Here is a 12937-nt window from a genome sequence, read left to right as displayed (position 1 = left end):
ATTTAATTTTGTTTGTAATGGTCCACTATTATAATTCTCTAACTATTCCTTTCACTAAAGAAACAAATTTTGATTTTACTTTAGCAGAAGTTTCTATTACTTCTTCATGATTTAATGGCTGGTCTAAGATTCCAGCTGCCATGTTAGTTATGCATGAAATTCCTAGTATTCTAAGACCACAATGATTAGCTGCAATAACTTCAGGAACTGTTGACATTCCAACTGCATCAGCACCTAGTATTCTTGCCATTCTTACCTCTGCTGGAGTTTCATATACTGGACCTGTAAACATCATATAAACTCCTTCTTTCAATTCTATATTAAGAGATGCTCCAACTTCTTTTGCTAGTTTTAAATATTCTCTATCATAAGCTGTAGACATATCTGGGAATCTTGCTCCTATTTCTTCTTCATTTTTACCTATAAGTGGATTTGTACCTGCAAAGTTTATATGATCTGTAATCATCATTAAATCACCTGGTACAAAGCTAGTATTAACACCACCACAAGCATTAGTTACTATTAAAGACTTCACACCCAAGTATTTCATAATATGAATTGGAAGTGCTAATACGCTCATAGGATGGCCTTCGTAATAATGAAATCTACCTTGCATCATAATAACCTTTTTACCTTCTAAAGTTCCGCATACAAATTGTCCTGCATGACCTTGTACTGTAGATACCGGAAGATTAGGTACTTCTGAATACTTTACTACCACCCTATCTTCAACTTTGTCAGCCATATCACCAAGACCAGAGCCTAAGATAATACCTATTTCTGGTTGGAAGCTTAATTTAGCCTTTATGTATTCTACACTCTCATTAATTAATTTAATATCCATTATAATTTCTCCTCTTCTTCACAGTTATATAATTTTATTTAGTTATACTCTATGTTATCAGCTTATTAATTTCTCTTAATATTATTTGTTTGACTAGTTAGTTAAATAAATAATATTAACAACAAATTACAATATATTATTACCTTTAAGGAATTTATATATTGTAATTTGTGTATTAAAATTTTTATTATTCTTATTATCTTTATATTTTTATATTATCTAAAACACTTTTAACCCTAGATTACTAGCTATACAATTAAATCTTTGAAGCTTTTGCCTACTAAATCATTTTCAATATCAAGTAAATCTAATATAGTTTTACCTATATCGCAGAATCCATTTCTAGTTCCAAGATTTATATCTTCCTTAAGATTTCTTCCATATACAAGTACAGGCACATATTCTCTGGAATGATCTGTACCTTCTGTAGTTGGATCACATCCATGATCTGCAGTAATGATTAATACATCATTATCTCCCAAAGCTTCTTTAATTTCTGGTAATCTATCATCAAATTCTTCTAAAGCCTTAGCATATCCTTCTACATCATTTCTATGTCCAAATTTCATATCAAAATCTACTAAGTTTGTAAATATAAATCCATTAGAATGAGACTTCATCATTTGTAAAGTTTTATCAACCCCATCCATATTGTCCTTTATAGATACTGATTCTGTAACACCTTTTCCTGTAAATATATCTTTAATCTTACCTACAGCTGCCATAGGTAAGCCAGCTTCACTGACATACTCAAGAGCAGTCTTATTAAAAGGCTCTAATGCATAATCATGTCTATTAGCTGTTCTTACAAACTCACCTTTTTTCATACCTTTAAAGGGTCTGGCAATTACTCTACCTACCATCTTATCTCCAACTAACATTTCTCTTGCAATTTTGCACATATTATATAATTCTTCTAAAGGTATTACATCTTCGTTAGCTGCAATTTGGAATACACTATCTGCAGAAGTGTAGATTATAGGGTATCCAGTTCTTATATGTTCTTCCCCTAATTCCTCAATGATGGCTGTACCAGAAGCAACTACATTCCCTAAAGTATTTCTTCCTATCTTAGCTTCAAATTCATCCATAATTTCTCTTGGAAAACCATTAGGATAAGTTTGAAGAGGTGTTTCTAAAATAACTCCTGCCATTTCCCAATGTCCTGTAATTGTATCCTTTCCTTTTGAAAGTTCACTACATCTTCCATAAATTCCTTCTGGATTTTCACACTTAATAAGGTTTTCCACGCCTTCTATGGAACCAATTCCTAATGCTTCTAAGTTTGGAATAGAAAAACCTTTAACATGTTTTGCTATATTACCTAAAGTATTACTACCTTTATCTCCATAAAGCTCTGCATCTGGAAGTTCTCCAATACCAACACTATCAAGCACAACTAAAACTACTTTTCTATCCATGATATACTTCCTTTCTTCTTAGTCACTGATATATTATATTTTACCACAGTTGTTTCAAAATATATAACTAAATAAAATAAATTATGTGTCACTGCTAAACTTCCATCTTTTTTAGCAATGGCACATAATATAATAGTACATTATTATTGAAATATGTCAATTTATTAGTTGAATTTTTTTATCTATATTTTTCCTTTATCTCAATATGGAATTAAATATATGAATATAATTATATAATATTTCTAAAGGTTTTATTAGTTCATTGCCAACTAAAATACTATTTTCATAAATTCCAGGTTTATAAAAATAACTCAGTACATAGTCTAATATATTAGGCAATACTCCCCCCATAACAAATATAATTATAAAGCACTCTGCATATATAATTAAGAACTTTTTAATGTCATCTTTCATACTTTTATGCCCCTAGCCCCTTTAGTGCAAAATTTATAAGTATAGGCGTTATAAAAGACTCAAATAAAAATCCAATGAACATAACTCCTGTAACAATTAAAAACATCATAGTATAATTTCTTACTGAACCAGTATTAGGTGAATATTTCTTTGTAAATTTTTCTTTTACTATACCTATAGAAAATTCAATAGATAGTACTGATAAAAATATTAAACATGGTATATATATAAGATTTTGTGGTAAAACACCTAAAAGTGATAAGAGTAATCCTTTTTCTTTTAATCCATATATAAAAAAACTAAAAGTAAATCCTAAAGAAAATCCTTTGTAAATATTAATCAAAATAATTATTGGAAGTCCTACCACTGTTAATCCCAAGAACCAAAATCCAATTATAATGGGTATATTATTTTTTAAAGTACCCATTAATATTTCTTTATTAGATAATCCATCTAAGGTCGATGATGATCCAAAAGCAGTTATATAGTTAATTAAGGTACTCTTGTCCACATCCCCCATATATTTAACACAGTAGAGACCTAGAATCATCCCAGTGGCAATAAATAATATTGTTAATAAATACATCCAAATATTTTCATGAAAATGTTTATTAAAACTATCTATTACGCTTCTTAATGTCATACATATTCCCCCTTAGTTTATTTAAGAATTAATTTATATTTATGCCTAACCTAAGGGTAATATTCCATTTTATTCAATTTTTACAAGTATGCTAAAGCTGCAATAGTCTTTCCGTCTATAACTTCTCCACTTTTAACCATTTCTTTAATTTTATCTATACTATATGATTTTACATTTATAAATTCATCATCATCTCTATTAACTTCACCTTTATATAACTCAGTAGCCTTATATAAATATATATATTCATCTGAAAATCCAGGTGCTGTAGCTATTTTACCTAAGAACTGAAATTTTTTAGCCTTATATCCAGTTTCTTCTTCCAATTCTCTAATACCACATAGTTTAATATCTTCTCCCTTTTCTATTTTCCCAGCTGGTATTTCTAAAATTGTTCTATCTAATGCTTTTCTAAACTGTTCCACAATAAGTATAGTATCTGAATTCAAATAAGCTACTATACCAACTGCTCCTGGATGTTCTACAAGTTCTCTTTTTCCCACTTTTCCATTAGGAAGTTCCACTTGCTGCACTTTTAAATTTATTACTGTTCCTTCAAACTTATATTCTTCACTAATAGTTTTCTCAAAAAGTTTCATCATCACCACTCCTCACAATATATAATAACCTATCATACATAAAATAGACACCTTCAATTTTTTCAAATTAAAAGATGTCTATAATTTTTAATTATATATTGTTGGTGTAAAAATAATTTGTTGCCTTGGCTTTGATAATTAATCGACTTAAATTTTACTATAACCCTAATAATATTAAACTTCTAGCATACCTTATTTTTAAGTCTTAGCTTGTCCGCTACCATTGCAATAAATTCACTATTTGTTGGTTTACCCTTTTCATTATGAATAGTGTATCCAAATAACTTATTAATAGTATCAACTTGTCCTCTACCCCATGCAACTTCTATAGCATGTCTTATAGCTCTTTCTACTCTACTTGCAGTAGTATTGTATTTCTTAGCTATTGCTGGATATAGTTCTTTAGTTACTGCTGACAATAATTCTATATCATTTACCACTAAAGTTATAGCTTCTCTTAAATACATATACCCTTTAATATGAGCTGGTACACCAATTTCATGAATGATATTAGTAATTTCTGATTCTAAATCCATAGATCCACTATTTGATTTGGGTTTAACATCCATCATTAATGATGAAGAACTAGTTGCATTAGTAACAGGTGTTTTTCTAACTGTATCACTTGAAATTGAATTATTAAACATATCTCTAATTCTATTAGATAATACATCCATATCAAAAGGCTTAACTACATAATAATCAGCTCCTAAAGATATAGCTCTTTGAGTTATTTTGTCTTGACCTACTGCTGATAATATAATTATTCTAGGCATTGGATTTAAATTCATTGTATTTAATCTCTCAAGAACTCCTAATCCATCTAAATGAGGCATTATAATGTCTAGAACTACTAAATCAGGGTTAGTTTGTTCAATAAGTTCTAAAACCTCTACTCCATCTTTTGCTACACCAACTACGTTGATGTCCTTTTGACTTAAAAAATAATCACTTAAAATATTGCAAAACTCCTTATTATCATCTGCAATTAGCACATTAATGCTTCTTTGCTCCATTCCACAACTCCCCTTTTTGTAATTTTTACCATATCATAGATATATAATTTCGACAAAAGTAATAAAACTCCTTCTACTACCTAAAAAAAAATAAATTTTTTTTAAAATTCAACCTTTTCTTATATTATAACATCATTTTGAGTCAAATAAAAACAACCTATTGTAATTTTATATAAATAGATTGTTTTTATTTAATTATTTATGATTATTATATAGCCTTTTGTATTTTTTACGTGTAATTGATAATATTTATTTATTTCCTAATGTCTGCTTCATTTATCATCCAATCCATATATATTCCATATCCTGTATCAGGCTTATTGACAAGAACATGTGTTACTGCACCTACTATCTTGTTATTTTGAATTATTGGACTTCCACTCATTCCTTGAATAATCCCACCTGTTTTCTCTATGCACAATGGATCTGTAACTTTTATTATCATACTTTTACCATTTGGTTCTTGTTGATTTAATAATTTTTCTATTACTATGTCAAATAATTCAGGCTCTTCGCCATCTATAGTTGTAAGAATTTGTGCTTTTCCTACCTTAACTTCATCTTTAAATCCTACCTTCATAGGCTTATTATAATTATTGCATATTAAATTATCATTACCTTCTCCAAATACTCCAACAGGTGTATTTAATCTAATTATTCCTAAGGTCTTATTACTATCTGTAAAAATCCCCCTAAGTTCACCTGGACTACCTTTAGCTCCTTTCCTCACTGACACTATATTAGAATCTACAATTTCACCTTTCCCAACACTCATAATAGTATTGGTATCCATATCTGTTATAGGATGTCCTAGTGCTCCAAACTTCCCACTTTCTTTATGATAAAATGTTAAAGTTCCCACACCTGCCACAGAATCCCTAACCCATAATCCAATTTTATAGTTTTCATCCTTCTTACTGACCACTGGATTAACTACAAAATTCATTTCTTCGCCTTTTCTATTTACTGTAATTTTAACCTGCTCTCCCTTGGCTCTATTTACATAAGTAGCTATATCTTCGGCACTTTTTATTGTTTCATTATTAATTTTTGTAATACTATCTCCTATAGCTATTCCAGAAATAGCAGCTGGGCTTTGAACCTTATTACCATCTACCTCAATATCTGATAAAGCAATAACAAGGGCTCCTTTTGTATTAATTTTAATTCCTAAAGGTTTTCCTCCTGGATAAACCATTATGTCGGAGGTTTTAGCATAATTAACCTTTTTTAGACTAGTAGCTTCTGAAAAATTTAATTTATAGTCCATAGCACTTGAATAATTATTTATTGAAGGCACTGCTTCATTAAAATATCTATTAATTATATCAGTATAGCAATTTATAGATATTAGTATGAAGGTTGTAGTAAATATCAAGAATAAAATATTACTAAATTTTTTCATAATGCTTTACCTCCTGTAAAGAATGTTTAACTTTAATTTTCCCCTATGAGAAATTTTTATGTTAGAGTTCTTTTTCTTTTAAACCCAAAAAGATTTCCTAATTGAATTTTTTAGAACATGAAAATAAAACACTATAAACTAAAGTTATACTTAGTTTATAGTGTTAAACATTTTTATAGTATATATTCACATTTTAATTTTTATTTTTTAAAATTTATAATAAAATCTAAGAATTCTGTTTATCGTCTTAAATCACCTTTTATTTCTTTTGCCTTTGAAATCATCTCTCGTGCATTTTCAATAGTTATGGCCGTAACTTCGCTACCACCAATTATTCTAGCTACTTCTTGTTCCACTTCATCATCCTTTAGCTTCTTAACCTGTGTAAACGTATTTACTTCATCGCTGTTTTTCTCAATTAAATAATTCACATCTGCTAGTGCCGCAATTTGAGGTAAATGAGTTATACAAAATACTTGATGAGCTTCAGAAATAAGCACCATTTTTTCTCCTACTCTTTGAGCTATTCTACCACTTATTCCAGTATCTACCTCGTCAAATATTACAGATGGAATTTGGTCTTTATCTACAAATACAGTTTTAAGTGCTAGCATAATCCTTGATAATTCTCCACCCGAAACCACTTCTTCTAAAGGTTGTAATGGCTGTCCAGGGTTAGTGGAAATGTTAAACTGTATCTTGTCTCTACCTTTAGAATTAAGATTGTCTGTATATGCTACCTCTATTTTAAATCTACTTTTTTCAAGACCTACATAATCTAATTCTTTTTTTATTTCTTTTTCTAGTACTTCACTTATTTCTAATCTTAAATTATGTAATTCCTGTGCTATTCCTTCTAATTTTTCATATAACTTTTTCTTTTGTTTTAATAGTTCTTCTATAATCTCTCCACTGTTTATTAATTCGAAATATTGTTCTTCTATATTATTTTTATACACTAGCACATCTTCTAAAGTAGGTCCATATTTCTTTTTACAAGCAGATAATTGATACATTCTAGAATTTATAAATTCCAATTCACCTATATCATAGTCTGTATTATCCTTTAAGTCACTAAGGGTTCTAGTATTGTCCTCTAACAAGTAATATGATTCCTCCAGAGAATCTACTATGGATTTAACTTCTTCATGATGAGCTTCAATAGACTTAAGTTCTCTAATAACATACATTAAGGAATCTATAATAGAAATCCTACTTTCATCATTCTCTTTAAGTAGCATATAACTTTTTTCTAACGCCTTTTTGATTTTTTCTCCATTAGATAACATATTAAATTTCTTTGATAACTCTTCATCTTCACCTATTTTAGGTTTTATACTATTAATTTCATCTATTTGAAACTTTAGAAAATCTATTTTTTTCTCTCTTTCTCCATCGTTTCCTTGAAGTCTATTTATTTTCTCTTCAACTTCACCATATTTTAAATAAAATTTATCATATTCTTCAAGCTTATTCACCAATAAATCTTGTCCAAATGAGTCTACATAATTTATGTGCTTTGAACTATCTAATAAATTTTGGTTTTCATGTTGACCATGAATATCAATTAAAGTTTCACTAACCTGCTTTATTTTAGATAGCAATAAGGTTTTATTATTTACTTTTGCTATGGTTTTACCTGAGTGAAAGCTTTCCCTACTGAGTATTACTATTCCCTCATCAATAATATCTAATTCTTCTAAAATAGCCTTAGTTCTTTGATTTTCAATAGAAAAAACTGCTTCTACTACAGTTTTATCTTCTCCTACCCTTATTAAATTCTTATTAAATTTACCTCCAAGAACAAAGCTAATAGCATCAATTAATATAGATTTACCTGCTCCTGTTTCTCCTGATAAAACATTAAATCCCTTAGAAAAATCTATGGATAGTTTTTCTATAAGAGCAAAGTTCATAATATTAAGTTGTAAAAGCATTTATACCATTCCTCATTTACTTTATTAATTTTTCTATTTCTAATTTAAGTTCCTCGGCTTTTTCGTCAGTCCTTACCAAGATAAAAATAGTATTATCTCCAGCTATTGTTCCTGCAATTCCTTCTAATTTAAAAGAGTCAATTGCCTCAGCTGCAACTTGAGCTGATGCTGTAATTGTTCTAACAACCAAAATTTTATCTACTTTTTCAACAGATATTGCTGTATTTGAAAATATGTATGCCAATGCACTAATAGTTGAGTTGTTATTTGTATTTACTTGTGCATACTTGTATCTTCCTGTATGAGATAAGGTTTTAATTAAGTTTAATTCCTTTATATCTCTAGATACAGTTGCCTGAGTTACATTTATATTTTTAGCTCTTAATCTATCAGCTAAATCTTCTTGAGTTTCAATATCTTCATTTTTTATTATATCCAATATTATACTATGGCGATTTTCTTTCATATATTTTCTCCTCACAATCCATAGATCTTGAAATTATTTTCGTTCTTAATATTTTAAAATAATCATAATCCTTAAATTGAACAATCTTACACTTATCTTCAATTGTTTCAATTATCATCTCATTGTATTTATCTGATTCTAATTCTAAATGCCCATCACAGGTTAAGAATACGTTATCTTCATTAGTATTTAATATTATTTTTATCTTGTTATGAGGATCTAAAATAATCGTCTTTACTCCATTAGATATAGGACAAATAGGAGTTAAACTTATTAGCTCCATTGTTGGATAGATTATTGGACCACCTGCTGATAAAGAATAGGCTGTAGAGCCTGTAGGGGTAGATACTATTAAACCATCAGCTTTATAGCTACTATAAAAGCTTCCATCTACAAATATATTATAAGTCAACATTCTGCTTAGAATCCCTTTGGTTATAACTATATCATTTAAAGCTACATGGACATTTTCACCATCTTTTTTAGGAATAGTAACCTTTATCATCATTCTTTCCATGATTTTAAATTCATTATTTTTAAGTTTTTTAATAGCTTCACTAACTTCTGTTAGTTCTACACTAGTTAAAAAACCTAAATGACCTATATTAACTCCAAGAATTGGTACTCCATATTTATATATCTTTCTTGCTGCTCTTAAGATAGTTCCATCCCCACCTAAGGTAACAAGTAAATCTAATTTTTTGTTTTCTTCTAGCTCCAATCCCTCAGCATCTTTAAATATATGTAATTCACTTTCAGGAAATTCTTCCTTTATTAGATCATGAACATAGTTTAGTATTGTATTCTTCTTATCTTTAGATGAATTGATGTTAATACCTATACTCTTCATATATCCTCCACAGTAAGTTTTTCATGAGCATTTTTTACAATGTTTCCTATACTATTGCTGTTAAAATTTCCAATTCTATTAAAATCTTTAGTAAAATTAATCAGATATTCTATATTTCCATTAGGACCCTTAATGCCTGAATAAGTTAAATTTAATATATTAATGTGACTCTCCTTCAAAAAAATTACTACATTTAAAATAACCTCTTCATGGATTTTACTATCCTTTACTACCCCTTTTTTAGAAACTTTTCCTCTACCAGCTTCAAACTGAGGTTTTATAAGTGCTACCACTTCTCCCACGTCCTTCAAAAGTGGAATAACATGAGGTATTACTTTATCTAATGAAATGAAAGATACATCTATAGATGCAAAATCACAGGATTCACCAATTTGTTCCATTGTAAGATTTCTTACATTTGTGCTTTCCATAGAAACAACTCTTTTATCCCCTTTAAGTTTGTCTGCCAATTGATCTTTACCTACATCTATTGCATATACCTTAATGGCTCCACTAGTAAGCATACATTCTGTAAATCCTCCAGTAGATGCTCCTATATCTAAGCATTTAAGCCCTTTAAGATTTATATTAAAATCTTTAAGGGCTTTTTCTAATTTAAGTCCACCTCTACTTACATAGGGAATTACTTCCCCACGCATTTCAACTTCAGCAGTTTCTTCAACTTTTAGCCCGCATTTTCTTTCTTCTTTTCCATTGACATATATTTTTCCAGATAAAATATATTCTCTAGCTTTTTCACGAGAAATTGCTAATTGCTTTTTTACTACTAATAAATCTAATCTAACTCTTTCCTTTAACATGCTTACTCCTTAGTTAAAAATTCCTCTACACTACTACAAATTCCTTCTGGGTCTAATTTGTTAAGATTATATAATATATTAACATCTCCATGCTGTATAAATTTATCCTTAAATCCTAATGTTAAAATATTATTCTTAAGTAACCCTTCCCTATTTAAATACTCTAATATCTCACTTCCAAGACCACCAGATATCATATTATCTTCTACAGTAACTAAATCATATCCTGACTGTACTAGTTCTTTTATTAATTCACTGTCTATAGGTTTTACAAAACAGCTATTTACTATAGTACAATCTATATTTTTCTCTTTTAACATTTCTTTAGCAATAATTACATTTTGAACCATTTTACCTACTGCTATTATTGCCACTTTTCCAGATTTATTACCTAAAACTTCCCACTTACCTTTTCTAAAGAAAGTCATAGGTGAAAGTTTAATATTAGATAAGTCTCCACCCCTTGGATATCTTATAGCTATAGGATAGTTTTGTGTAACTGCAAACTGTAGCATATACCTTAACTCTTCAGTACATTTAGGACTCATTATTGTCATATCTGGTATGTGAGTTAAGTAAGATAGATCAAATACCCCTTGGTGAGTTTCTCCATCTTGACCTACAATCCCCGCTCTATCTATAGCAATTACCACCGGCAATTTTTGTATTGCTACATCATGAATAACTTGATCATAGGCTCTTTGAAGAAAAGTGGAATACACTGCAAATACAGGCTTTAATCCTTGTGATGCCATACCTGCTGCCATGGTTACCGCATGTTGCTCTGCTATACCTACGTCAAAAAATCTCTTTGGGAATTCCTTAGAAAATCCCTCAAGTCCTGTTCCCTCTGGCATAGCTGCAGTTATAGCTACTAATTTTCTGTTTTTTTCTGCTAATTTTACCATAGTCTCACCAAAAATTTCTGAATAGGATTTGCTAGCCTTTGAAGGTTGCTGTCCATTTTCACAATTAAAAGGTCCTACTCCATGAAATTTATCTGGGAACTCCTCTGCATACTCATAGCCTTTACCTTTTTTAGTTATTACATGAATAATTACTGGGCCTTCTACCTGTTGAGCTTTTTTTAGTACCTTACTCATTTCTTTAATATCATGGCCATCTATTGGTCCATAATATTTTAATCCCATATTTTCAAAAAGCATTCCAGGAACCATAAGTTGCTTTACAGAATCCTTCATCTTATTTATAGAATTAATCATGCTTTTTCCTACCCTTGGTATCTTCTCCAAAGTAGCATTTACATCACTTTTAACTCTATTATAAGCATTTCCCATCCTTAAATCATTTAGATATGTGGATATTCCTCCAACATTTGGTGAAATAGACATTTGATTATCATTTAATACTACTATCATCTTAGTTTTATTATATCCTATATCATTTAAAGCCTCCATAGCCATTCCACCAGTAAGGGCTCCATCTCCAATTACAGCTACCACATCATGTTTCTCATTTTTTATGTCTCTAGCTCTTGCCATCCCTGCCGCTGCCGATATAGATGTACTACTATGTCCTGTATTGAACATATCATACTTGCTTTCTTCTGTTTTGGGAAATCCACTAAGACCTTTATATTGTCTGAGGGTATCAAATTTTTCTTTACGTCCTGTTAATATTTTATGAACATAAGATTGATGTCCTACATCCCAAATTATCTTATCCTTGTTAAAATCGAATACGTTAAATAAACTCATAGTCAATTCAACTACACCTAAATTAGATGATAAGTGTCCTCCCGTTTTGGAGACTTGACTGATCAGAAATTGACGTATTTCTTCTGCAAATTCTTCTAATTCATTTATTTTCATGTTTCTTATTTCATTAAAATCTTCATATCTATCTAAATACTTTGACATTTACCTTAACCTCGTTTTATAAAATATATTACTTTTGCAACTGCATATAATATATTATTACTATTTGTAATTGCGAATTTTTTTCCTATTGCTTTTCCACCAACAGTGGCTCCTGCTATCATTGCACTAATACCAGATGCTATTAATATTTCAGAATCATAAGGGTAAAGTTGCAATATTTTTGCTACTATTACTACACCTACAGCTCCACTTATAATACCACAAACATCTCCTACCACGTCGTTACAAAAGTTTGAAACCTTACTTGCATTTCTTATCATCTTCACTGCTATCTTTGCTTCTTTTATCTTCTTTGCAGCCATGGCATGAAATGGAATTTCATTTGCTGCCGTAACCGCTGTACCTATCACATCAAAAATTACGCCTAAAAAAATAATCAACACTAATATGGTAAACGCTAAGGAAGCATTAACCCTTGGAAGTGTAGATTCTGATAAAAGTGAAGCAGTTCCACTAATAATTATAGTATAAATTGTAATTTTAGTTATCCATAATGCTTCTTTTGTATTTTTTTTCTTACATTCTTTGTTTTTGGCTTTTTTATTCCGCCTACTACTATCGCTTTCCAATTTTACCCTCCAAAAATAGATAAAGGTGGTAGCATACTAAGTAAAATTTGC

Annotated in this window: 13 protein-coding genes; all 13 read right to left on the bottom strand. The window is 29.7% G+C overall.

All coding sequences use genetic code 11. From position 1 onward, the window contains the following. Positions 1–28: 28 nt before the first annotated feature. The gene (locus tag IO99_RS01700; RefSeq protein ID WP_035129396.1) at positions 29–844 is read right to left on the bottom strand and encodes a purine-nucleoside phosphorylase; all 816 of its coding nucleotides are present in this window, start codon (positions 842–844) and stop codon (positions 29–31) included. A 248-nt stretch (positions 845–1092) separates the two neighbouring features. Then, positions 1093–2265, bottom strand: a complete 1173-nt coding sequence (locus IO99_RS01695) for a phosphopentomutase (RefSeq protein WP_035129394.1) — start codon at positions 2263–2265, stop codon at positions 1093–1095. Positions 2266–2460: 195 nt separating this feature from the next. Then, a complete protein-coding gene (locus IO99_RS01690) occupies positions 2461–2679 on the bottom strand; it encodes a hypothetical protein (protein ID WP_035129393.1) in 219 nt (72 codons plus the stop codon). 4 nt (positions 2680–2683) lie between these two features. After that, positions 2684–3322, bottom strand: coding sequence for a stage II sporulation protein M (gene spoIIM / locus IO99_RS01685; RefSeq protein WP_035129391.1), 639 nt, complete (start codon positions 3320–3322; stop codon positions 2684–2686). Between the two features lie 80 nt (positions 3323–3402). Continuing rightward, positions 3403–3921, bottom strand: a complete 519-nt coding sequence (locus tag IO99_RS01680) for an NUDIX hydrolase (RefSeq protein WP_035129389.1) — start codon at positions 3919–3921, stop codon at positions 3403–3405. A 182-nt stretch (positions 3922–4103) separates the two neighbouring features. Further along, positions 4104–4937: a sporulation transcription factor Spo0A gene (spo0A, locus tag IO99_RS01675; RefSeq protein WP_035129387.1), complete on the bottom strand. Its 834-nt coding sequence runs from the start codon at positions 4935–4937 to the stop codon at positions 4104–4106. Between the two features lie 253 nt (positions 4938–5190). Continuing rightward, a complete protein-coding gene (gene spoIVB / locus IO99_RS01670) occupies positions 5191–6345 on the bottom strand; it encodes a SpoIVB peptidase (RefSeq protein WP_423219410.1) in 1155 nt (384 codons plus the stop codon). A 236-nt stretch (positions 6346–6581) separates the two neighbouring features. Next, positions 6582–8279: a DNA repair protein RecN gene (gene recN, locus IO99_RS01665; protein ID WP_035129383.1), complete on the bottom strand. Its 1698-nt coding sequence runs from the start codon at positions 8277–8279 to the stop codon at positions 6582–6584. A gap of 16 nt (positions 8280–8295) precedes the next feature. After that, a complete protein-coding gene (locus tag IO99_RS01660; RefSeq protein WP_035129382.1) occupies positions 8296–8745 on the bottom strand; it encodes an arginine repressor in 450 nt (149 codons plus the stop codon). Continuing rightward, positions 8726–9595: an NAD(+)/NADH kinase gene (locus IO99_RS01655; protein WP_035129380.1), complete on the bottom strand. Its 870-nt coding sequence runs from the start codon at positions 9593–9595 to the stop codon at positions 8726–8728. Before IO99_RS01655 ends, IO99_RS01660 begins: the two co-directional genes overlap by 20 nt. Then, entirely contained in the window at positions 9592–10416 is an 825-nt protein-coding gene (locus IO99_RS01650; RefSeq protein ID WP_035129378.1) for a TlyA family RNA methyltransferase, read from the bottom strand. Before IO99_RS01650 ends, IO99_RS01655 begins: the two co-directional genes overlap by 4 nt. Before the next feature lie 2 nt (positions 10417–10418). Further along, complete coding sequence (gene dxs, locus IO99_RS01645) at positions 10419–12296, bottom strand: 1-deoxy-D-xylulose-5-phosphate synthase (protein WP_035129376.1); 1878 nt, start codon at positions 12294–12296, stop codon at positions 10419–10421. A gap of 5 nt (positions 12297–12301) precedes the next feature. Next, positions 12302–12886 (bottom strand): membrane protein, encoded by a 585-nt coding sequence (locus IO99_RS01640; RefSeq protein WP_035129375.1) that lies wholly within the window; start codon positions 12884–12886, stop codon positions 12302–12304. Positions 12887–12937 lie beyond the last annotated feature (51 nt).

The organism is Clostridium sulfidigenes (assembly GCF_000732635.1).
Taxonomy (GTDB): Bacteria; Bacillota; Clostridia; order Clostridiales; family Clostridiaceae; genus Clostridium_J; species Clostridium_J sulfidigenes.
This window is presented reverse-complemented; position numbering and strand designations above follow the sequence as displayed.